This window comes from Bifidobacterium longum subsp. longum JCM 1217, from assembly GCF_000196555.1.
GTDB classification, from domain to species: domain Bacteria; phylum Actinomycetota; class Actinomycetes; order Actinomycetales; family Bifidobacteriaceae; genus Bifidobacterium; species Bifidobacterium longum.
Genome location: NC_015067.1, coordinates 1,793,098 through 1,815,629, shown reverse-complemented (window position 1 = coordinate 1,815,629; position 22,532 = coordinate 1,793,098). Strand labels below are relative to the sequence as shown.

The following is a 22,532-nucleotide window of genomic DNA, read 5'->3' as shown; positions in this document are numbered from 1 at the left end:
CTATTGAGGGGAATCACCCAACCGCCACGGTAGCCAACAATGCCGCATGATCAGAGCCCTCGACTTTGACCACCTTGCATTGTCCGGCCTTCATGCCCTGATCAAGCACCACGTGGTCAATACCGGCGAACATTGGCACAGCCGCACGGTTCGTGGGCCATGAGAACGTAAACCCATGTCCGGATTCACGTGCGGCATCCACGAACCGGTCGCCAAGAAAATCACGGAATGGCGTGTGATCGTAAGTGGCGTTGAAATCGCCCATGAAAATATACCGTGTATCCGTATGCTCGCGCATCAGACCCAACTCATCCAGCGATCGCTTCCACTGCCGCCAGTAGCCGGGTACGGGAGCGGTGGTGTGCACGGATACGAATCGAATCTGCTGGCCACCCATATCCACCGTGCCGCCGGGCATGAATGAGGCGCTGGAATTCACGTCATCGTCGGTCGGATCGGCAAGTGGCGTGGCCGACCAGAGGCCGTTACCGAATACGCCGTCAGACGATGAGACCTGCGCATACGGCAGATAATGCTCAATACCAGCCTCATTGAGTTTTTTGACGAAATCCTCGGTGGTCTCCTGCAAAGCAAGCACTTCGACGCGCTGATCGCGAACCAGCTCGACGATGGCTTGCGGGTCGGCCTGCCCCTTATACACATTGAAGGTCATGACGCGCGCGTAGGCATCGCTGGTGTTGGGGGAGGCTGCGGCCACGGCGTTCTGCGCGGCTTGGGGGAGTGGATCGGTCGAGTAGAAGAACGGATATTGCCAATAGCCATTGCATGCGATTGCGGCGATGGCGATTAGTGCGGCAAGGATACGCCGCGACACGATGGCCAACAGCAGGGCAATCAAGCCAAGCAACGTGAACCATGGCGTTGCCGATACCACAATCGGCGCAAATGGCAGTTCCTGTAAATCGGCAGGCAGCGCGCGGGCGGCAGCGCCGGCAAGGGCAAGAAGCGCGAACATCGTGGCGAGAAAACCAAGCAGACGATGCCGTTTGTGTGGCTTCACGGCAGACTTGGATACTGGGCGTGCCGTGGCTCTGGCAGAGCGTGGCTTGGCAGCGGCGCGAGCTCGTACGCTTGCGCCTGTGGTAGTACTCCGTGCCTTTGCCATGCTGCCCTTTCCTCCGGCTTGTTTACTGTTACTTTGCTTTTCGTGCGATTTGCCACTGTACCGTGTACGGCTTGTCTTTCAGTGTCTTTTCGCCGTGCGCAAGAGCAGTTCGCACCAAACTGGCACGAAAGACCGGGCCATGACCTGATGTCGGGTTCCTCCATGTGGCTTGCTCAGGTTGCCGGATGGCTTGCGCAAGCTGCCACGCGAACATGATGCGACTGGGCGTGTGGCCGTGTACAATGAAACGTCGTTGCCCGAGTAGCTCAGTGGATAGAGCACCGCTCTCCTAAAGCGGGTGTCGTCGGTTCGAATCCGATCTCGGGCACTTGGCTTCGGAAACATGACGGTATCTCAGCCTCTATTCATCGGTGATGAGCCATGGGCATTAGGCATGTGTAAACGTATAGGTTCCACTATCCATCATCCCGTCGTGTGAAACTATGCAAAGACATGTGGGGCTTCACGGTTGTCGTGAGGGTCCATGGCTATCGAATACACGGAAGAGAAGCGGTTTACTGTTGAGCAGGTTGAGGCGCTGTTCAAGTCGGTAGGTTGGGAATCGGCGCAGTGGCCGGAACGGTTGTTCAAGGCATTGCAGCATTCGGATACGGTGATCAGCGCATGGGATGGCGGCCATTTGGTCGGCTTGGTTCGCGTGCTCGACGATACGGGAGGGGGCGAAAGTGGCGGAGTGTGCTGATCGGGGGCAACGTACGTAGTCATTGACGGTTATCCCGTAGTAATGTTCACGATACGACCCCTTGTCCATACAGTGAAAATAACGGCTGGCGTCCGACGCGGCTGCGCTATGACTAGAGACCATGAGTGAAGACAAACAGTATGACTTCTATGTGGCCGGTCCGTTCTTCGATCCTGAACAAACGGCAAGTATGGAACGTTTGGAAAAGATATTGGAAGACCATGGCAAGGTACTGTTCAAGCCGCGGTTTGTCAGCCAGATCGAAGAAGTAGGCCCTGAAGGATGCTTTGCGGACGATATCCATGGCATTAATGCTGCTAAAGCCGTGGTCGCCAATCTTATGGACGAGGACCCGGGCACGATGTTCGAAATCGGATATGCGCATGCGCTGGGAATCCCGGTGTACGGCTATTTCGAAAACCTTACGCCAATGGATCGTGTCAATCTGATGATTGCGCAAGCGGTCGAACTGGTGTTCGTCGGTCCTGATGATGTGGCGAAATACTTGGAAACCGGCGAGCATACGGAAGTCGATTACATCCAGTTCTAAACAGCTCTAACAGGTTCTCTGCAAGCAGGGTTGGCGGCGTTCTCGTACATAGTCATGTACGGGAACGCCGCAGTGGTATAGGGATATTCCAACAAGCGGCATAATGGAGTCGTGGGAAAACCAGTCGGATACAAGTGAAGTGTCTGAATTTCGTAAGGAGTGCCGTTATGAGTAACCACAATCCCATGAATATTGCCACCGACTTTGCCAAGGCCACGGGAGGAACCGCTCGCAAAGTTGTTGCTTTGACTGATAAAGGTCCGTTGAATGGCTTTAAGAAATTCCTGTCGCGCGGATCAATGATTGATATGGCGGTAGGTGTGGTGATGGGCTCTGCCGTTACCGCTGTGGTCAATTCCATCGTCGACAATCTCATCAGTCCATTAATCGGCATGATTGGCGGCGTACCGGATCTTTCCGGACTACTGACCATCACGTTCAACAACTCGACCGTTTCATTTGGTGCGATTCTTAACGCGCTGATTAACTTCCTGCTTGTTGGCGTGGCGGTGTATTTCTGCGTGATTTTGCCGATTAATAAGCTTCGTGATCTTACTGCTATCCAGGATGAGGCTGACGCTGAAGAACAGGGGCCTAGCGTTGAAGAGCAGACTCTCGCCACGCTGCAGGAGATTCGCGACGAGCTGAAAAAGGCCAATAACTCCGCCGAGTAATCTGCTGAATGTACGGTGCGGCAGATTTACCTGGTTTGCCCGAAATAACGGATTGCCGGGGCCATTTGGTCTGGACAATCCGCTGTTTCGCGCGTGTTTTGTAGCATCCGTGGAGTTACATGGGGAGTATGACTGAAAACATCGCTGATAAGGCCATAAACGATACTCGTATCGTCAAGCAGTTCACCAATCCCGTCAAGGAGCCGATTGACAGCGACATCAACCTGTTCGATCTGCTCGATAACCGCGCCAAGCGCGATCCCGAAGGTGCCATGATCGAATACAAGGGCGATGATGGCACTTGGCACCCGTACAGTGCCCAAGTATTCCGTGACATGGTCATCGATCTGGCCAAGGGCCTGATCGGACTTGGCGTCAATAAGGGCGATTCAGTCGCCATCGTCTCGCACACCCGCTGGGAATGGACCGCGCTGGATATGGCGATTATGTCCATCGGCGCGCTCACTGTGCCGGTGTATGAGACCAACTCCGCCAGCCAGGTCAGCTGGATTTTCAACGATTCCAAAGTCACGCTCGCCATCGCCGAAGATGACGGACAGCGCGACAAGATCGAATCCGTGCGCAGCGAGGTACCCACCCTGCGCAACGTGTTCGTAATCGAGGCCGGCGGCCTGAACGCCATCAAGACCTATGGCGAAAGCGTCACCGATGCCGAATTCTGGGAATACAAGGAAGCCTCCCACGGCGACGACCGCGCCACCATCGTCTACACGTCCGGCTCCACTGGCACCCCGAAGGGCGTGGAACTGACCCACCGCAACTTCGCTTTCCTGGTACTCTCCGCATTGCAGTACATGCCGCGCGCCGGCGCATGGCCCAACCGCCGCCTGCTGCTGTTCCTGCCGTTGAGCCACGTGTTCGCCCGATTCATGGAATTCTTCAGCTTCGGCGGCACGATTTCGCTGGCCCTGAGCTCCAATATGAAGACGATGGTCAAGGACTTCGAGACCTTCGGTCCCACGCTGCTGCTCGCCGTGCCGCGTGTGTACGAGAAGGTCTACAACGCCGCCTCCCAGCGCGCCGGCACCGGATTCGCTGGCAAGATGTTCATGCGCGCCGCCGAAAACGCGCGCGAATGGTCCAAGGCCGAGCAGAAGGGCGAACAGCTGCCGATTGCCGGACGTATCGCCCACGCCTTCTATGAGCAGGTGGTGTACAAGAAGATTCGCACGATTTTCGGTCCGAACGCCGACTTCGCCATTACCGGCGGTGCCCCGATGGACTCTGAGCTTTCCCACTTCTTCAACGGCATCGGCATGCCGGTGCTTGAGGGCTATGGCATGACCGAAACCTGCGGCCCGGTGTGTGTGAGCTTGCCAGAGGACAACCGCATCGGCACCATCGGCATGCCGATGTGCGGTATCACCGCCGGCATCGCCGAGGACGGCGAGCTGGTGGTCAAAGGACCGCTGGTGTGCAAGGGCTACCACAACAACCCCGAAGTCACCACCCAGCAGATCACCGATGGCTGGCTGCACACCGGCGATCTGGGCGATATCTCCGAAGACGGCTTCATCTCCATCACCGGCCGTAAGAAAGACCTCATCATCACCGCCGGCGGCAAGAACGTGTCGCCGGGTCTGCTTGAGGCTTCCGTAATGACCTCGCCCGTGGTCAACCAGTGCTTGGTTATTGGCGATAAGAAGCCGTTCGTGGCCGCTCTGGTCACGCTGGATCTGGCGGATGCCAACAAATGGCTGGAATCCCAGGGCGCCAAGCCGGAACCCGATCTGGCCTCGCTGGCCAAGAACGCCATCGTTCACGCTGAGGTGGAGCGTGCGGTGAACGCCGCCAACGAGGGCGTTTCCCGCGCCGAGTCGATTCGTAAGTTCGAGATTCTGCCAGACGAATTCACCGAGGCCAACGGCATGCTGACCCCGAGCCTGAAGACCCGTCGCGCGCAAATCGTTGAGCACTATCGCGAGCTCATTGACGACGTGATCTACGTGCCGTTGAAGAAGTAGCTATCAACTCCCTCTGATCCAAAAAATAAGCTCTCTCTGACGAGGGAACTGTCAGCCGCAGGCTGACTGGGAGAGACCGCGGCTAGCCCGCGAAACAACAAGGCCGGGTGCGACTTGCACCCGGCCTCAGCTTATTCAGTCCAAAATCGCCGAAACATAATCGGCGGCGGCCTGATCCAGCTCCGCATCGCCGATGGTGGCGGTGCCCTGCACCAGGAACGGCTCAGCATAGTTCATGCCGATCTTGTACGCCACGACCTCAAACGGGCTCAGCAGCTCCTCCATGGTGTGGCTGTACTCGCCATCCTTGCGGTACTTGGCGGCGTCGGAACCAGTGGTGACCACCAGCTTGAGCTCCTTGCCCTTGAGTGCGTGGCCTCCACCGTAGGCCCAGCCTGCGGTGATGACCTCGTCTTCCCATTCCTTGAGCAGCGCGGGGGAGGAGTACCAGTAGAACGGGAACTGGAGGATTACGCGGTCGGCGGCCTCCAGCAGCTCGTGCTCTGTGTCGGCGTTGACGGAGAAGTTCGGGTATTCGGCGTATTCGTCGCGCACGATGATGTCGTCCTCGCCCTGTGCGGTGAGTTCGGCGAGCAGGCGGGCGTTCACGCGCGAGCCGTCCTTAAGATGCGGATGGAATACAAGAATCAACGTTGACATGGGATTTCCCTTCTATAAACTGCTGCCAATGTGGCCTAATCACCACTATCGTATGCCGGGAAGCAGAACTCAGTCCAGTCCGGACTCAGGTGCGAGCCGCGGGATGCCGCGCCGGGAGGCAACTCAGTCGAGGTTGGACTGCGTGCCTGCGGTGGCTTCGTTGGCGGCTTGCTCGGCTTGTGCTTGGTCGAGCTTGGCACGGACGTCGTTGAGCAGACCCTGGGCGCGCTTAGCCAAGGCCTCGCCGATCTCCCATTGACGCATCGACTGGTCAAGATTGAGGCCGCCGGTTTCCAGTGCCTGGACAGCCTGAATCAGCTTGTCGCGCGCCTCCTCATATGGCATCTGGGCGATGAGCTCGCGTTCCTTGTCCGTCAGGGACGTGGCGGGGGTGTTCATGTCGGTGGATGTGGCGTTTTCGGTCATGATGTTCTCCTTATATATACGGTATATATGCGTGGCTGCGTATGGCGTGTCACGCGGTTGCGGATGTGGTGGTTGCGGTAATGACACCCTTCTTCAAGGTGACGGTGATGCCATCCCCAGGGCTTACCTGCGAAGCATCGTCTAGTACGTGGCCATCGGCGGACTGCACCACCGCATAGCCTCGGTTCAACGTGGATTGCGGGCTGAGTGCGGTCAGTGAGGCGTGAGCTCGCTCGACGGTGAGCTGGGCATCGTCCACGATGCGTCGCAGCCCGATATCGAGCCGTTGCAACGAGTCGTCAATTAAGCGCTGATGAGGCTCAAGCATGGTGTGCGGCTGTGTCAGGCTCGGGCGGTTCGCATATCCCTCGATAAGTCGAATCTCGTTCTCCACGCGCGAACGGACCCGCAGTCGCATACGGTCGATGGCACCTTCGATGAGCTGCGACTGCTCACGCACATCCGGCACCACGCGCTTGGCCGCATCGGTAGGGGTGGAGGCGCGCAGATCGGCGACCAGATCCAGCAATGTCCAGTCATCCTCATGCCCGATGGAGGAGATTAATGGTGTAGTGCAGGCATACGCCGCACGAACCACACGCTCATCCGAGAAACCGATGAGATCCTCAAACGAGCCGCCGCCACGGGCCACGATGATCACATCCACGCTCGGGTCGGCATCGAGTTGTGCAATGGCCTGAACCACCTCGGCCGGGCATTGCTCGCCCTGAACATGCACATGGACCACCTTGAAGGTTACGGAAGGCCAACGAAGGTTCACATTGGTGATCACATCGCCTTCCGCACGTGCCTGAGGTGCGCAAATCAGGCCAATAGTCTTCGGAAACTCCGGGAGAGGCAGTTTGTGATCGGCATCGAACAGGCCCTCGCCCTTAAGCTGCTTGCGCAATTCGTCGATCATGGCCTTGAGGCTGCCACCGGCTCCGACCTTGAGAATCGTGTCCCCGCGCAACGACAGCGAAGTGCGCTTCATCCACAGGTTCGGTTTGCCGTGAATCACCACGCGGTCGCCCTGAACGAACTGGCTGGCTGCGGCCGCGAACCTGCCGAAGCCATTGACTTCCATGGCGATATCCTCGAAGTCGTCGCGCAGCGTGATGTAGGCCGAGCCGGCGCGACGGGTATTGATCTGCGTGATCTGGCCGGTGACCCACGCGGACGGCCATCGTTCCACGGCACCGTAGAACTTCTGGCTCAGCACGCTTACCGGCCACGGATTTTGCGCGGTGGTTTCAGCGGCGCGTGCAGGCAGCTGATCGATAGGGCGAGGCTCATTCGGCAGATTGATGGCGCCCCGATCGGGCGCGAAAGTGCCTTGACCCGGCTCAAAGCCAGACGAGGCCAGTGAAGCGGCGGTCGGTGGACGGCCGGTAGATGAGTAGCCCATTGCAGTAGTCATGCACTCCACTATAAGTGCGTTGGTTGATGACGGTAAAAATTTACCGTCGCCTGAAAACGGTGTGATGATGAATGCAAGAACCGTACGAAGCGATGTATCAGCCGATGATGGAGATGGTCTGGTGCATCAGAAGAAAGGAGTCATTATGGCGAAGAAACGGGTGCTATGAAGAGGAGTGAGATATGCGTTGCACTGACGATTGAGAGTCGTCAGTGAGCTCGCTGTGCGACACGCGAGCAGAAAACAGTTACGCTAATCACACACTTGTAGTTTTGGCGAAAAATAGCCGAAAAACCCTATAAATAGTTCGACACACCACTGTTGAGCACTAGATATAGGGGTGGGGATGCCGTATTCTTCTAGAGGTTCAAGAAAACGATATCAATGTAATTTCGTGTGGCCCACGTCGAGTGCGGCCAAAATGCGGAACTCAGGAGAGTGTTCGCCTTATAGGAAAGGGGTGCCCGATGGGCGCACAGGTGCTGGAGGAAACCGTCACCGATAACGAGACCAAGGTGGCCGCCAAGGCCTCCACCGTGCTCGTTGAGAAGCGTGATGGTCGTGTGGTCGACTTCGACCCCATCAACATCATCTCTGCGGTCAAGTCTGCTTTCGGCGACCTGAACAAGGAAGTCGGCCCCGAAGAAGATGCCATGATCCGTGGTTTCGCCAACCAAGTCGAAGGCGAAATCAAGGGGCGTTACACCGGCCCCGCCAAAATCGAGGACATCCAGAATCTCGTGGAGCACGCCCTCATTGACGCCCACCTGTACGATGTGGCTCGCGCCTACACCAATTACCGTCTCGACAAAGACATTCAGCGTGCCAAGGCCACTGATGTCAACGAGGCCGTTGCTCGCTTCATTAATCATGACCCGACCCTGATTCACGAGAACGCGAACAAGGATTCCAACGTCTACTCCACCCAGCGTGATCTGCTGGCCGGTGCCGTGTCCAAGGCCGCCGCGTTCAACATGCTGCCGCCGGCGGTGTCCAACGCCCACATGAAGGGCGACATTCACTTCCACGATGCCGACTATTCGCCGTTCACTGCCCAGTCCAACTGCTCCTTGCCGAACTTCTGGGACATGTTGGCCAATGGCTTCACTCTTGGCAACGCTCCGATGGCTTCCCCGAAGTCCATCGCCATTGCGGCCACCCAGATTACCCAGATCATGAAGGACGTGGCCTCCAGCCAGTATGGTGGCCAGACCGCCAACCGTGCCGACGAGCATCTTGCCCAGTATGCCAAGAAGGATTACGAGAAGTTCCTTGAGGAAGCTCGTGAGACCATCCCCGACGGCATGCCGGTTGAATTCGCCCGTCGTCAGGTCGAGAGCGCCAAGAAGAACGAGCCCGCCAAGCTGCATTTCGGTTCCCGTGAACCGCTGCCGATGGACACCCCGTTCCACACCGACGTTGACGAACTTGAGCAAGAGCGTGAAATCCTCGCCAAGATTCGTACCCGCAAGGCCATCTATGATGCCATGCAGACCATGGAATACCAGATCAACTCCAACCGTGTGTCCAACGGCCAGACCCCGTTCGTGACTGTCGGCTTTGGTCTCGGCACCGACTGGTTCTCTCGTGAAGTGCAGCGCGCAATCCTGCTGAACCGTATTCGCGGCCTCGGCAAGGAACACCACACCGCCATCTTCCCGAAGCTCGTCTTTACTGTGAAGCACGGCGTGAACGCCGACCCGGGTGACCCGAACTACGATCTGAAGCAGCTTGCCCTCGAGTCCGCCACCAAGCGCATGTACCCGGATGTGGTGTTCTACGAGAACATCGTCAAGATCACAGGCTCCTTCAAGGCTCCGATGGGTTGCCGCTCCTTCCTGCAGGGTTGGATCAACCCGGAGACCGGCAAGGATGAAGAAGACGGCCGTATGAACCTCGGCGTGGTCACCGTCAACGTGCCGCGTATCGCCATCGAATCCCACGGTGACAAGGCTCGCTTCTGGAAGCTGTTCGACGAGCGTATGGAAGTCGCCCATCAGGCCCTCCAGTTCCGCATCATGCGCTGCAAGGAAGCCACCCCGGTCAACGCCCCGACCCTGTTCCGCTTTGGTGCGTTTGGTCGTCTTGGTGCCAACGACAACGTGGACCAGCTGTTCAAGAACGAGCGTGCCACCGTGTCGCTCGGCTACATCGGCCTTGCCGAGACCACTGCGGTCTTCTATGGCAAGAACTGGATTCGCGACCACGGCTGGGATCCGGAAGGCAAGGAGTTCGCGCTGTCCATCGTCAAGCGCATGAACGAGCTGTGCAAGCAGTGGAGCAAAGCGGAGGGTTACCACTATTCCGTGTACTCCACTCCGGCTGAATCCCTGACCGACCGCTTCAACCGCATGGACCGTGAAAAGTTCGGCCGTATCGAAGGCGTGACTGATCACGACTTCTACACCAACTCCTTCCACTACCCGGTGTGGTTGCAGCCCACTCCGATGGAGAAGCTCAGCTACGAGAAGGACTTCCCGTACTACGCTTCCGGCGGCTTCATCAACTACTGCGAGTACCCGTGCCTGCAGGACAACCCGAAGGCGCTCGAAGCCGTGTGGGATTACGCCTACAACATCGGCATCGGCTACCTGGGTACCAACACCCCGATCGACCACTGCTTCGTGTGCGGCTTCCAGGGCGACTTCGAGCCGACCGAGGAAGGCTTCAAGTGCCCGGAGTGCGGTAACTCCAACCCGGACAAGTGCAACGTCACCAAGCGCACCTGCGGCTATCTCGGCAGCCCGGTCCAGCGCCCGATGGTGCACGGCCGTCACGAGGAAATTGCCCACCGAGTCAAGCACATGAGCGGCGAAACCGGTCGTGTGACGCTGGATGACGGAACCACTCGCGAGTGGTTCGAAGAGACCAAGTAGGGTTTATACTTGCTCCCGCTGACGGGAGCTGTAGAGCGTAAGCGAGACTGAGGGCGGTCATCCTTTATGGTGTTGACCACCCTCAGTCCGTCTGATGACGGACAGCTCCCGCCAGCGGGAGCTAATGCTTTCCGTAAGGAGGGAATCATGCCGGAGCTGCATACGACCAAGCCCGAACCCAAGCGCCATGACTTTGCGGCCGGCGAGACCGGGCGTGGCCCCTCCGTACCCTCCAACGGTCTTGCCAACGATCCGAAAGCCGGTCAATGGGATGGCCGGCGCATGTCCAAGCGGATGATCGCCGACTACAAAACCTTCATTGTCACCGACGGAGAAGGCGTGCGCAACTCCCTTTACGTCTCCGGTTGCCCCTTCCACTGCGTCGACTGCTTCAACGCCTCCATCTGGGATTTCCAAGCCGGCCACGAATACACGCAAAAACTTGAAGACAAAATCATCGAAGATCTGAAAGCCCCATGGGTGCAAGGCATTACGTTCCTTGGCGGCGAGCCATTCCTCAACACTCCCGTGCTGGTGCCGCTCGCACAACGTATCCGCCAGGAATTCGGTCATACCAAAGATATCTGGTCGTGGACCGGCTACACATGGGAAGAACTCATGCGCCCCGGAGAAACCCCAGACAAGCTTGAATTGCTACATCTCATCGACATTCTCGTCGACGGCCGCTACCTCAGAGACCAGAAGGACTCGCTGCTGCAATTCCGCGGCTCCAGAAACCAGCGCATCCTCGATGTGCCCAAGTCTCTGGAAGCCGGCGAACCGGTCATCTGGGCCAAGCTCCACGATCAAGAACGAGATATCCCCGAAATCTATTTGAAAGACCGCGAAGCCGGCGAAGGCCAACAGGCCTCGTAGTAGCAGTTCTGGAATGCCGCACTCAGCAATATCGTTGGAACTGTTGGGAAAAGGCCTTCCCGTGAGCGAAATCGCCTCGCCTCGTGCCATGTTGGGCAGGTGGTCGGACTAATATTCCATAAGAAGTAGCCGGGCGAAGCCGTCCGCAGGGTATCTGCCAGCCGTCCCGAAACGGTTCATGATGCCTCAAAGCGTGCACTCCCGGAAGTCGGAATTAAGAGGAACACATGGTTGACATCGCCACTGACGCGAGCGTAAAGCCCGCTTCACACCCGAAGCCCCTGCGTGTGGGATTGGACATCGGTTCCACCACCGTCAAGGCCGTGGTGCTTGATCAGTCCGATTCCCTGGGAGACACCCTCTTCTCCGATTACCGACGCCACCACGCCAACGTGCGTGCCACCGTGGCCGGCCTGTTGGTCGACATCCACAAGAAGCTTGTGGACCTCGGACGCGGCGACGAACCGATTCGCCTGTCTATCACCGGTTCCGGCGGTCTGGCGCTTGCTGACAATCTGCATGTGCCTTTCATTCAGGAGGTCATCGCCGAAACCGAGGCAATCGACAAGGAATACCCGCAGGCCGATGTCATCATCGAGCTCGGCGGCGAGGACGCCAAAATCACCTACCTGAAACCCACGCCCGAACAACGCATGAACGGTTCGTGCGCAGGTGGTACCGGCGCGTTCATTGACCAGATGTCCACGCTGCTCGACACCGACGCCGCCGGCCTCAACGAGATGGCCAAGAGCTACGAGAACCTGTATCCAATCGCCTCGCGTTGTGGTGTGTTCGCCAAAACCGATTTGCAGCCGCTCATCAATGATGGTGCCGCCAAGCCCGATTTGGCCGCCTCCATCTTCACCGCAGTGGCCACGCAGACCATCGCCGGCCTGGCTTCCGGACGCCCGATTCACGGCACCGTCATCTTCCTCGGCGGCCCGTTGTTCTTCATGTCCGAGCTGCGCGCCGCATTCCAGCGCGCGCTTGAGGGCAAGGTCGACGAGTTCATCGTGCCGACCGACGCCCACCTGTATGTGGCCTACGGTTCGGCATTGCAGGCCGACACGGATTCCGACGATCAGGGCCACCATTTCGAGGCCTACACCTGCGACGAAATCCTGAAGCGTTTGGACGAGCTGAAGAACCTGCCCTCCAACACGCCCACCATGCCGCCGCTGTTCCCCACCGAGGCCGACCGCGAGGACTTCAACAAGCGCCACCACAAGGAACACATCCACATCGGCACCCTCGAAGGCGCGCATGGCCCGCACTTCCTGGGCATCGACGCCGGTTCCACCACCATCAAGGCCACGCTCGTCAACGACGACCGTGAAATCGTCTGGTCCAGCTACGCCAACAACGAAGGCAGCCCGCTGACCGCCGCCATCAACATCGTCAAGAAGATTCAGTCTGAGCTGCCCGAAGGCGCGTGGATCGCACGCTCCTGCGCCACCGGATACGGCGAAGGCCTCATCACCACCGGCCTGCACTTGGACGAGGGCGTGGTGGAGACCATGGCCCACTATCGTGGCGCCGAAATGGTCAGCCCCGGCGTCACCGCCGTCATCGACATCGGCGGCCAGGATATGAAGTACTTGGCCATCACCGATGGCGTTATCGATTCAATCGCCGTCAACGAGGCCTGCTCGTCCGGCTGTGGTTCGTTCCTGCAGACCTTCGCCATGTCCATGGGCCTGACGATTCAGGAATTCACGCAAAAGGCTCTGGCTTCCACCCATCCGGTGGACCTCGGTTCGCGTTGCACCGTGTTCATGAACTCCTCGGTCAAGCAGGCGCAGAAGGAAGGCGCCTCCATCGAGGACATCGCTGCCGGCCTGTGCTACTCCGTGGTGCGCAACGCCCTGTACAAGGTCATCAAGCTGCGCGATTCCGGCGAACTCGGCGACACTGTGGTGGTCCAGGGCGGTACGTTCCTCAACGACGCCGTGCTGCGCGCGTTCGAACTGCTCACCGAACGCGAAGTCACCCGACCGAACATCGCCGGCCTCATGGGCGCGTTCGGCGCGGCCCTCACCGCCCGCATGCACTACGAGGACATCGCGGACGACGACAACGCGCACGTCGGCGCGGACGGGCGTTCCGTCGACGCGGCGGCGGCTGAGGAGTCCGCCGCCGGCGACGAGCCGAACGCCGCCGCGCACGCCGGCGAAATCGTCGTCGACGGCGTGCGCCACACCGTCTCGTCAATCCTCACCGGCGAAGCCCTCAACGAAATGTCGATGACCACCGAACGCGACGTGTGCAAGCTGTGCCAGAACCACTGCAAGCTCACCATCACCACGTTCTCCGACGGCTCGCGCTTCGTGACCGGCAACCGCTGCGAACGCGGCGGCGACGCCAAGAAGAAACGCTCCGACCGTCCGAACCTGTACGACTACAAGTACAAGCGTTGCTTCGCCTACCGCCGCCTCACCGACAAGAACGCCACCCGAGGCGAAATCGGCATCCCGCGCGCCCTCAACATGTACGAGAACTACCCGTTCTGGTTCACGCTGCTCACCTCGCTGGGCTTCAAGGTGATGATCTCCGGCCGTTCCAGCCACGAACTGTTCGAAACCGGCATCGAATCGATCGCCTCCGAGAACATCTGCTACCCGGCCAAGCTCGTGCACGGCCACATCAAATGGCTTCTCAACAAGGGCATGAAGACGATCTTCTACCCGTGCGTCAGTTACGAGGACAACCTCGTGCCCAACACGGACAACCACTACAACTGCCCGGTCGTCGCCAACTATCCGCTCGTCGTCGGCGCGAACATGCCCGAACTGCGTGACCCCGACGTGCGCTACATGCACCCGTACTTCAACCTCGCCAACCACGAGCTCATGGTCGACCGTATCGTCGAGGAGTTCGCATGGGCGAGCGTCAGCCGCGAAGAGGCCGAAACTGCTGTCAAGGCCGCCTACGCCGAAGACAAGGTCTTCAAACACGACGTCCAGCAGGAAGGCCTCAAAGCCCTCGCCTACATGAAGGAGCACGACTGCCGCGGCATCGTGCTTGCCGGACGCCCCTACCACATCGACCCGGAAATCAACCACGGCATCCCCGAAACCATCTGCGCGCTCGGCATGGTCGTCCTCTCCGAGGATTCGATCTGCGAACTGCAGCCGGGGGAGAAGCTCGACCTGACCGACTTCCTGTCCGAAGGCGAAGAGGACCCGCGCAAGAAGAACGCGAACGGATTCCGCCACGTCGACGACCGCAAGGTCACCGTCAACCGCATGCCGTTGCGCGTCACCAACCAGTGGGCCTACCATTCGCGCCTCTACGCGGCCGCGCACTTCGTCGCCTCCTATCCGGGCCTCGAACTCGTGCAGCTCAACTCGTTCGGCTGCGGCCTCGACGCCATCACCACCGACCAGGTGGCCGAGATCCTCGCCGACAAGGCCGACGTGTACACGCTGCTCAAGATCGACGAGGTCTCCAACCTCGGCGCGGCGAAGATCCGCCTGCGCTCGCTCAAGGCCGCCGTCGAGGAACGCGAGGCGAACAAGGCGCGCATGGCCAAGGCCGCGCTCGCCACGTCCGACGAGTCCGGTTCCGCCGAGTCCGACGCCCCGCGCAACGCGGCTCACGCCGCCGCGCAGGCCGCCGCCCGCAAGGCGCAGGAGCAGGCCGAATCCGATCTCGCCACCGCGCAGGCCGCGCTCGCCGAAGCGCAGGCCGCCGTCGCCGCCGCCGAAGCGAAGGTTAAGGCCGCCGACAGGCCCGTGGACGCGGCCGATGCCGGCAGCGACGCCGCCGCCCCCGCGAACGCGCCGAAGTCCACCGGATTCCGCAAGACCGGCTCCAAGGCGCCCACGCCGGGCCGTCAGGTCCTGCTCGACGCGACGATGGCCGCGAACCCGAAGCTCACCAAGGCGATGCGCGACGCGTCCAAGCGCGCCGCGAAGCGCGACATCGCCGATGTGCGTCTCGCCGCGCTCGGCGACGGCACCACGAACGATGCCGCGAACGCCAAGTCGAAGTCCGCGAAGTCGAAGTCCGGCCACAACAACGCGACCATGTCCCGTTACGCGCACCGTGAGAAGTTCGTCAAGGACATGAAGAAGGACTACACGATCGTCGCCCCGCAGATGAGCCCGATCCACTTCTCCCTCGTCGAATCGGTGATCCGCTCCGGCGGCTACAAGTTCGACATCCTCAAGCACGCCTCGCGCGAAGACGTGGAGACTGGCCTCAAATACGTGAACAACGACGCCTGCTATCCGGCCATCATGGTCATCGGACAGCTCATCGACGCGATTCTCGAAGGCAAATACGATCCAGACAAGGTGTGTCTCGCGATTACGCAGACCGGCGGCATGTGCCGAGCCACCAACTACTTCGGCCTGATCCGCAAGGCCCTGATCGACGCGGGTTACCCGCAGATCCCGGTCATCGCGATCTCCACGCAGGGCCTGGAGGACAATCCGGGCTTCAAGGTGACGCCCGCGCTGCTGCACCGCACCGTCAAGGCGCTGATCCTCGGCGACCTGCTCATGAAGTGCCTGTACCGCGTGCGCCCGTACGAGGTGGAGAAGGGCGCGGCGAACCGCCTGTACGAGCAGTGGGACGTGATCGTGCGCGAGGCGCTCGAACACCACGGCTTCTCGAAGACGGCCGCGAAGACCCCGTGGCTCAAGCGCCGCTACCTGCCGTACCCCGTGCTCGCCCGAGAGATCGTGAAGAGCTTCGACGCTCTGCCGTTGAAGGACGTGCCGCGCAAGGTGCGCGTCGGCGTGGTCGGCGAGATCCTCGTCAAATACCAGCCGGATGCGAACAACCATGTCGTCGACGTCATCGAATCGCAGGATTGCGAGGCCGTGGTGCCCGGCATCATGGAGTTCATGACCACGCGCCCGTACATCACCGACTGGAACGAGAAGTATCTCGGCACCGGCGGCAACAAGACGTTGTACGCGCTCATGCGTTGGAGCCTCGACCGCTACAACGCGCCGATCAAGGCGGCCATCGCCACCTCTCACGGCAAGTTCAAGCAAGACGATCCGATGCCCGAACTCGTCGAGAAGGCTGCCGAGGTCACGTCGATCGGCGTGCAGGCCGGCGAAGGCTGGCTGCTCACCGCCGAGATCCTCGAGCTTATCGAACAGGGATGCCCGAACGTGATCTGCGCGCAGCCGTTCGCCTGCCTGCCGAACCATGTGACCGGCCGCGGCATGTTCGGCAAGATCCGCCGCCTGCACCCGGAGGCCAACATCGTGTCCATCGACTACGATCCGGGCGCCTCCGAGGCGAACCAGCTCAACCGCATCAAGCTGATGATCGCGGCCGCGAAGAAGGCGCACAAGGCGAAGTTCGCCGACGGCGACGAGCCGCAGGGCTTCACTGCCGCCGACTGACCTCAAACCGACGTCCAACCGACGCCCGGTCGGCACCAGACCGGCGCAGACCGGGCAAACCGGTCTGCGGCCTACGACAAGGCGGGTGTCCCATTCCGTATGGAACGGGACACCCGCCTTATTCGTTCTGGTGCTTTTCGGCCGGCACCGGTCACACCCGTCCTACCCGAGCCTGCCTGCCGTGAACCGGTACAGCGCGTCCCATGGCAGGTCGGTCACGTCGATCGCTTCGGCGCGCTGGCTCACGAGCTCGTCGTAACGTTCCGACCGCATCTGCGCCTTCACGTTGCCGCGCACCTCGTCCAGCGGAGTCTTCCCGTCGACGCCGTCCTTTGTCCAGTCGTGCTCGTCGTAGTAGCGTCGCACCTCGTCGTCGGACAGGCTCATGCCGGGGTTCGACTCGTCGCCCGTATAGGCGTTCTTCAACGCGGACAGTTCGTAGCTCAGGTAGCTGTCGATGTCGAAGCCGGTACGGCCGTAGACGATGCCGCCGTCCGATTTCAGTTCCGCGTTGCCGCTGTTCACGGCCTCCATGCGCGCGACGATGCTCGCATAGGAGTCGTCGGCCACCTGCCCGAGATCCACGCCGATGAGGTACGCGGCGTGCCGACGTCGCAGTTCGTCGATGGCACGGCTCGCGAGCCAACGGCACGGGACCTCGCCGTCGTGCGCCTTATCCCAGCCGTCCTCGGCCGGGTCGACGCCGTACGTCTGCCGAAAGTACAGCCGCGCCGCGCCGTGTTGCGCCTTGAGCGCCGCGACGTACTCCTTGCGTTCGATGACGGTGTCGCCGAAGACGATGGTGGGGAACATGTCGGAATCCTCGCTTGCATTGGAGCCGGTATCGGAGCCGATGCCGGCGGATGCGCCCGCGCCCGCAGGCGTGCCTGCGGGCGCGAAGGCGCCGTCGCCGTGCGTGACGACGGCGACGGTCAATGTGACGAGCAGGACCGCCGCCACCGCGACTGCGGCGATGGCGGCGGCGAACCGGTGCCTACGTGGCATCGGTCACCTGCGGCGACGGGCCGCGGCGGCCAGTCCGATGCCGGCGGCCGCGGTCAGCGCGACCATCGCGGCCGCGCCGGCCACGTCGGCGCCGGTGGCGGTCAGCTTGCCGCCGGTGGTCGCGCCGTCGCTGCCGGAACCGGTGGAACCGTTGCCGGAACCGGAACCGTTGCCCGTGCCGGAACCGTTGCCGGAACCGTCACCCGGCTTGGTGTCGGGGCCGGGGTCGGGGTCCGGGTCGGGCGTCGGATCGGGATCGGGGTTCGGATCCGGTTTCGGGTTCGGGTCCGGATCGACCGGCTTCTTCTCCAATCCGTCGATGGCGTCACGCAGTGCGTTCTGCGCGGTCTCGACCTGTTCGGCGGTGGCGGCATCGTCGTCCAGCACGGTCTGCGCGGCGTCGCGCGCGGCGACGAGCGCGGCCCACGACTCATCCGTGTAGTCCGACTCGGCCAATCCCAGAGCCTCCTCGACCGTGGCCTTCAGCGTGGACTTGTCCACCGGAACGGGTTCGGGGCCCGGCGTGGAGGCGGCCATGTAGGCGATGACCGGGGAGATGTGCGCGGACGGCTTGTTCATGCCGGACGCGGACGTCGCGGTGACGCGGATCCAATCGCCCGCCTCGACCGCGATCTCGCCCTTGTCGGCGACGCAGTTGGCGAACTCCTCGGAACGCTGCTTGGAGACGGTCAGGTCGGCGAAGCACACCACCTTGTCGTCGTGCATGAGACGAAGCGTCAACGCCTTGCCGTTGCTGCCGTCCTGGCGCAGGTACGGCTCGTCCTCGCGGATGGACACCTTCACCGTGCCGGCCTTCGGCGCCTTCCACGCCATGGCGGAGCCACCAGCGGACGCGGGCGAATCGCTGATCAGGCCATGGATGGCGGAGCGGTCGGTGGGCAGGCTGTGGTTCGCGTAGTCCACGCCCGGACCGTAGTAGGTCTCGTACATCCAGTTCGGATACGTCGCGTCGAAGTCGGCGATATCCGACCACACGCCGTCGGCCTCGGTCTGACGCTGCCCGTACCAGATCGGACCCTGCACGCGCACCTGGAAGTCGTTCACCCAATCCCACGTGGTCTTCGACTTCACCACGTAGTCGTCGGACACGGTGGAACCTTTCGCGGAGAAGCGGAGCACGTCGTTCTCGGCGAGTTCTGCGCCGGCCTCCAACCGCACGCCGTCACGGTACACGCCCTTATCGGCGCCGGACGGTTCGGCCGTCACCTTGGCGAGCAGCTGCGCGACGGTCATCGGACTGTCGGCGGAGAACGGCGCGTAGACGACGTTCACACCGTCGACAGTCGCGGTCTCCAACTCGGACGAGCCGAGCGCGGCGGGCGCGGTCACCTCGAAGCGGGCGGTGGAGGAGACGCTGGCGCCGTCGTCGGCGAACGTCACCGTGACGGGCACGGTGACGGTGCCGCCGACCCCGCTGTTCAGCGTGACCGTGCCGTTCGCCATGTCGACACTCGCGCCGGCCGGCGCGTTCGCGCCGAGCGCGAACGTCGTGCCTTCCGGCACAGACGCGGCCGCGCCGTCCGCCTTCAGCGTGAACTTCGGCGTGCGCTTCAGGTCCGTGCCGGCGTCGCCGCGCACGGTCGGGTACAGCACGTTGAGACGCTGCGCGTGCGATTGCGCGACACGGAACGTGACGGTCGTCTCGTCGCTCGAACCGTCCGCGTACGTGACGACGACGGTGCGGGTGACGGTCGCGCCGTACTGTCCGGCGGCGGGCGTGAAGGTGACGGCGCCGGTGGACGCGTCGATGACGGGCGAGGCCTCGCCCTCATCGCCGCCGTCCTTGAAGGCGAACGCGACGCCGTCCGGCGCGTCGGCCTCGCCGCCGTCCGCGGTGAACGCGGCGGCGACGGCCGACTGCGTGCCGACGACGGCGTCCGTCGCGGCGTACGAGACGTCGTAGCGCACGTTCTGCTTCGGCGCGGCGGGCGCCTTGTCCTCATATGTGATGACCGGGCTGATGTGCAGCGACGGCGCCTTGACTCCGGTCTCGGCGTCGGCGACGATGCGGATCCAGTCGCCTTCCTGCACGTCGATCGAACCGTGCTCGGCGAGGCACTGCGCGAACTGTTCGGAGGACTTCTGATAGACGGACAGGTCGTCGGCCGAACAGAGCGTCTCGTCGTTGCGCATCAGCGACAATGTGACCTTCTTGCCGGCGTTGTCCGCGTTCTGACGCAGGTACGGTTCAGCGATCTTGTCGGCGAACGTCTTGAGCGACAGCATGACGGTGCCGGACTCCGGCGCCTTCCACGCCATGGCCGTGGGCAGGCCGTCGCCGGGCTTGTCGATCAGCAGGCCGTGCGTCTGCTTGCGGTCGCCGGAGAGTTCGGCGAGGGTGCCGTTGACGCCGACACCGTAGTACTGGTCGTACACGGTGTTCGGCCACGAGCCGTCGTATGCGGAGATGGTGGTCCACTCGCCGCCGGCGGACGTGCGGCGCTGCGCCTTCCAGTCGAAGTCGGCGACGCCTTGCTCGTAGTCCGCGACCCAATCCCACGTGATGCGCTGGCGGATCGTGTACTCGTCGGTCTCGTCCGTGCCTTCGGCGGAGAAGCGCAGGATGTCGCCATCGCGGACCGGTTCGGAGTCGGCGAGCTTCGTCTCGTCGTCCTTGGCGTTCCGGTCGGAGCCTGGGAGCAGGGAGAGCAGGCGGTCGAGCATGTTCGGTTCGGACTCGGCGGACCTGGCGTCGGCGGACTTGCCGGACTTGGCGTCGGCGACTCGGTACACGGCCTTGTCCACGCCCTTGTCGGCGGACACGTTGGAGAGCAGTTCCTTGACGGTCACCGGGTTCTTGTCGGTGAAGGTCACGTGGATGACCTTGGTCTTGTCACCGGTCCCGGAATCGGTTTCGGTTCCGGTCTCGTACTTGGAGGAGGCCATCGTGACGGACACCACGTCGCTTTCCACGGCGCCCAGATCGGGCCTGCCCTTGACTGCGTTGCCGAGGAAGTCGTTCTCCACCGCGTAGTCGTTGAGGTCGGAGACGACCTTGCCGGCGTTGATCGCCTTCGAGCCCGCGACCGGACGGTAGCCGTCGAACGCGGCTTTCTCGCCGGTGCGCGCATGCTCGGCGCCGCTCTTGAGGGCGGATGTCGGAGCCGAACCGGCGCCCGCAAGCACTGCGGACACGTCGTCGGCCTCGATGGCGTTGGCGTCGGAGGTGGGCTTGTTCGCGTAGTTGACGTACATGTTGTTGTCGTACGTCTGGCCGCCGTTCTGGCTGCCGCGGTTCCAGGTCTCCGTCTTCTTCGTGTTGGTCGCGTTGATGAAGATGTTGTTCTCGAACAGGGACTGCGAGTTGGAACGCTTAGTCAGCACCTGGCTGTCGGCGTCCACGTAGACGGTGTTGTTGTAGATGTGGTTGCCGGGGCCGTTCGACGGCAGGTCGAACACGCCCTGACGGTCGTTCTGCGAGATATTGTATCGGAACGTGGTGTTAACCGCGTACCAGTTGCAGATCATCAGCGAGGCGAAGCTGTTGCCGTACGAGTAGTTGTACTGGTACAGCGTGCCGTCGCCGTAGTCGGCGTCCCACGCCTGGCCGTCGCCGTTGCCGTGCTCGGCGTTGAGGTTGTTGTACATCTCGTTGTACTGGAACACTGGATCCTTGCAACGCCACGGCCAGATGCCGGCCGCCACGCGTCCGCCGTAGGAGCCGGGCTGCGTGTAGTCCTGCGTGTTGATGTGCTTCGAGACGCTGTCGCCCACATTGTGTTCGATGACCGGGCGGTCGCAGTACATCAGGGTGATGGCGTCGCCGCCGGCGCCCTTGACGTAGTTGTTCTCGATGCGCACGTTGGTGGAACCGTACTTCGCGATGAGGGCGTCGTCGATGGAGCCGTCGCCGTAGTTCGCGTCGATGTAGTTGAGGTAGGCGGTGTAGCCGACGGCGATGCCCCAACGATCCACGTCCTTGACGGTGCTGTTTCTGATGGTGACGTGGTCGAAGCGTGAGACGTGCTCCCTGAGCCAGACGTCGGTTTCGGCGCTCGTGTTCTCCATGGGGTAGTGGGCCATGAAGTAGATGCCGCCGTTGGCCATGTGCTTGTTGTAGATGTTGCCGTCCACGTCGTGGATGTAAAGGTTGTCGAGCGTCACGTTGCTCATCGTCGCGCCGTTCTCGGCGATGCCGGCCACGCCGGTGCGGTCCATGCGCGAGGCGCTGCGGTCGAGTTTTGTGCCGTCGGAATCAGGGGTGTCGGTCCACTTCCACGTGTCGATCGGATCGTAGACGTCCGCGTCGTCGTTGGTGATCTCCAGGTTGGAGACGGTGATGTACGACACGTCCTTGAGTAGCAGCGTGGTTGAGACGGTGCCCTTGTTCTTGTGGTTGCCGACGTTGGCACGGTAGTCCTGCTCCCACTGGCTGCCTTTGACGCCGTTCGACGCGATGACCGGCTTGCCTTCGTCGGCGTCGCCGTAGGCGGAGATCGTGATCGGCGCGTCGGCGTTGCCGGCGGTGTCCTTGATGTGCAGGTACTGGTCGTTGAATTCGGAGCCGTATTCCAGCAGCACCGAATCGCCCGGACCGAGGTCCGAGGCGATGTCGTTGACCTTGGTCAGGGACTTCCAGGGCGCGTTTTCGCTGGTGCCCGCGTTGGCGTCGTCGCCGTGTGCCGACGACACGTAGTAGGTGGTGCCTGATGACGTGGTCGTAGCGGTCTCCTTTCCTTGCGTTGCTGACTGCGCGAACGCAGCGGTCGGCAACGCCAGCGCGACGGCCACGCCCATTGCGGCCGTCGCGGCTATGGCTTGTCTGCCCTGACGGGATGTCATGCCGCTTTCCTTCCTTTCGATTGTGGCGCACCGGCGTGCCGGTGGGGTGCCGGGCGTGTCCG

General features: G+C 61.6%; 13 protein-coding genes, 1 tRNA gene and 1 pseudogene. 9 read left to right on the top strand and 6 right to left on the bottom strand.

Annotated elements, in window-relative coordinates; all coding sequences use genetic code 11:
- Positions 1-13 precede the first annotated feature (13 nt).
- Positions 14-1,126 (bottom strand): endonuclease/exonuclease/phosphatase family protein, encoded by a 1,113-nt coding sequence (locus BLLJ_RS07825; protein ID WP_007052473.1) that lies wholly within the window; start codon positions 1,124-1,126, stop codon positions 14-16.
- A gap of 255 nt (positions 1,127-1,381) precedes the next feature.
- On the opposite strand from BLLJ_RS07825, the gene BLLJ_RS07820 reads away from it, so the two are divergent.
- The 5 genes and pseudogenes from BLLJ_RS07820 (at position 1,382) to BLLJ_RS07800 (ending at position 5,038) form a co-directional block, all read left to right on the top strand.
- Positions 1,382-1,454: transfer RNA gene (locus BLLJ_RS07820), tRNA-Arg, on the top strand.
- A 156-nt stretch (positions 1,455-1,610) separates the two neighbouring features.
- Positions 1,611-1,799, top strand: a pseudogene (locus BLLJ_RS11185) (acetyltransferase); the annotation flags it as partial.
- Between the two features lie 151 nt (positions 1,800-1,950).
- The gene (locus tag BLLJ_RS07810; RefSeq protein ID WP_007052476.1) at positions 1,951-2,379 is read left to right on the top strand and encodes a nucleoside 2-deoxyribosyltransferase; all 429 of its coding nucleotides are present in this window, start codon (positions 1,951-1,953) and stop codon (positions 2,377-2,379) included.
- A gap of 167 nt (positions 2,380-2,546) precedes the next feature.
- Entirely contained in the window at positions 2,547-3,053 is a 507-nt protein-coding gene (mscL, locus tag BLLJ_RS07805; RefSeq protein ID WP_013582893.1) for a large conductance mechanosensitive channel protein MscL, read from the top strand.
- Positions 3,054-3,181: 128 nt separating this feature from the next.
- A complete protein-coding gene (locus BLLJ_RS07800; protein WP_032740880.1) occupies positions 3,182-5,038 on the top strand; it encodes an AMP-dependent synthetase/ligase in 1,857 nt (618 codons plus the stop codon).
- Positions 5,039-5,173: 135 nt separating this feature from the next.
- On the opposite strand, the gene BLLJ_RS07795 is transcribed toward BLLJ_RS07800, so the two are convergent.
- The 3 genes from BLLJ_RS07795 to xseA all read right to left on the bottom strand — a co-directional run bounded on the left by BLLJ_RS07795 (position 5,174) and on the right by xseA (position 7,544).
- The gene (locus BLLJ_RS07795; RefSeq protein WP_013582891.1) at positions 5,174-5,698 is read right to left on the bottom strand and encodes an NAD(P)H-dependent oxidoreductase; all 525 of its coding nucleotides are present in this window, start codon (positions 5,696-5,698) and stop codon (positions 5,174-5,176) included.
- Positions 5,699-5,821: 123 nt separating this feature from the next.
- Entirely contained in the window at positions 5,822-6,124 is a 303-nt protein-coding gene (locus BLLJ_RS07790) for an exodeoxyribonuclease VII small subunit (protein WP_007052480.1), read from the bottom strand.
- 49 nt (positions 6,125-6,173) lie between these two features.
- Positions 6,174-7,544: an exodeoxyribonuclease VII large subunit gene (gene xseA / locus BLLJ_RS07785; RefSeq protein WP_007053905.1), complete on the bottom strand. Its 1,371-nt coding sequence runs from the start codon at positions 7,542-7,544 to the stop codon at positions 6,174-6,176.
- A gap of 19 nt (positions 7,545-7,563) precedes the next feature.
- Between xseA and BLLJ_RS11180 the strand changes: the two genes are divergently transcribed.
- The 4 genes from BLLJ_RS11180 (at position 7,564) to BLLJ_RS07770 (ending at position 16,662) form a co-directional block, all read left to right on the top strand.
- Positions 7,564-7,713, top strand: coding sequence for a hypothetical protein (locus BLLJ_RS11180; RefSeq protein WP_162094058.1), 150 nt, complete (start codon positions 7,564-7,566; stop codon positions 7,711-7,713).
- Between the two features lie 298 nt (positions 7,714-8,011).
- Positions 8,012-10,420, top strand: coding sequence for an anaerobic ribonucleoside-triphosphate reductase (nrdD, locus tag BLLJ_RS07780; RefSeq protein ID WP_007052482.1), 2,409 nt, complete (start codon positions 8,012-8,014; stop codon positions 10,418-10,420).
- 147 nt (positions 10,421-10,567) lie between these two features.
- Entirely contained in the window at positions 10,568-11,296 is a 729-nt protein-coding gene (gene nrdG / locus BLLJ_RS07775; RefSeq protein ID WP_007052483.1) for an anaerobic ribonucleoside-triphosphate reductase activating protein, read from the top strand.
- Between the two features lie 227 nt (positions 11,297-11,523).
- Positions 11,524-16,662 carry an acyl-CoA dehydratase activase-related protein gene (locus BLLJ_RS07770; protein ID WP_013582890.1) on the top strand — a complete coding sequence of 1,713 codons (5,139 nt, stop codon included), beginning with the start codon at positions 11,524-11,526 and terminating at the stop codon, positions 16,660-16,662.
- Positions 16,663-16,824: 162 nt separating this feature from the next.
- Here the strand turns inward: BLLJ_RS07770 and lnbY are convergent, their stop codons facing one another.
- Together lnbY and lnbX are read right to left on the bottom strand one after the other, a co-directional pair.
- The gene (gene lnbY / locus BLLJ_RS07765) at positions 16,825-17,667 is read right to left on the bottom strand and encodes a lacto-N-biosidase chaperone LnbY (protein ID WP_013582889.1); all 843 of its coding nucleotides are present in this window, start codon (positions 17,665-17,667) and stop codon (positions 16,825-16,827) included.
- A 3-nt stretch (positions 17,668-17,670) separates the two neighbouring features.
- Complete coding sequence (gene lnbX / locus BLLJ_RS10055; RefSeq protein WP_013582888.1) at positions 17,671-22,470, bottom strand: lacto-N-biosidase; 4,800 nt, start codon at positions 22,468-22,470, stop codon at positions 17,671-17,673.
- Positions 22,471-22,532: the final 62 nt, after the last annotated feature.

Bases quoted from the DNA above. Each gene is read 5' to 3' on its own strand.
- lnbY (WP_013582889.1), bottom strand. From the start codon at position 17,667: ATGCCACGTAGGCACCGGTTCGCCGCCGCCATCGCCGCAGTCGCGGTG.
- xseA (WP_007053905.1), bottom strand. From the start codon at position 7,544: ATGACTACTGCAATGGGCTACTCATCTACCGGCCGTCCACCGACCGCC.
- BLLJ_RS07795 (WP_013582891.1), bottom strand. From the start codon at position 5,698: ATGTCAACGTTGATTCTTGTATTCCATCCGCATCTTAAGGACGGCTCG.
- BLLJ_RS07810 (WP_007052476.1), top strand. From the start codon at position 1,951: ATGAGTGAAGACAAACAGTATGACTTCTATGTGGCCGGTCCGTTCTTC.
- nrdG (WP_007052483.1), top strand. From the start codon at position 10,568: ATGCCGGAGCTGCATACGACCAAGCCCGAACCCAAGCGCCATGACTTT.
- mscL (WP_013582893.1), top strand. From the start codon at position 2,547: ATGAGTAACCACAATCCCATGAATATTGCCACCGACTTTGCCAAGGCC.
- BLLJ_RS07770 (WP_013582890.1), top strand. From the start codon at position 11,524: ATGGTTGACATCGCCACTGACGCGAGCGTAAAGCCCGCTTCACACCCG.
- nrdD (WP_007052482.1), top strand. From the start codon at position 8,012: ATGGGCGCACAGGTGCTGGAGGAAACCGTCACCGATAACGAGACCAAG.
- BLLJ_RS07825 (WP_007052473.1), bottom strand. From the start codon at position 1,126: ATGGCAAAGGCACGGAGTACTACCACAGGCGCAAGCGTACGAGCTCGC.
- BLLJ_RS07790 (WP_007052480.1), bottom strand. From the start codon at position 6,124: ATGACCGAAAACGCCACATCCACCGACATGAACACCCCCGCCACGTCC.
- BLLJ_RS07800 (WP_032740880.1), top strand. From the start codon at position 3,182: ATGACTGAAAACATCGCTGATAAGGCCATAAACGATACTCGTATCGTC.
- lnbX (WP_013582888.1), bottom strand. From the start codon at position 22,470: ATGACATCCCGTCAGGGCAGACAAGCCATAGCCGCGACGGCCGCAATG.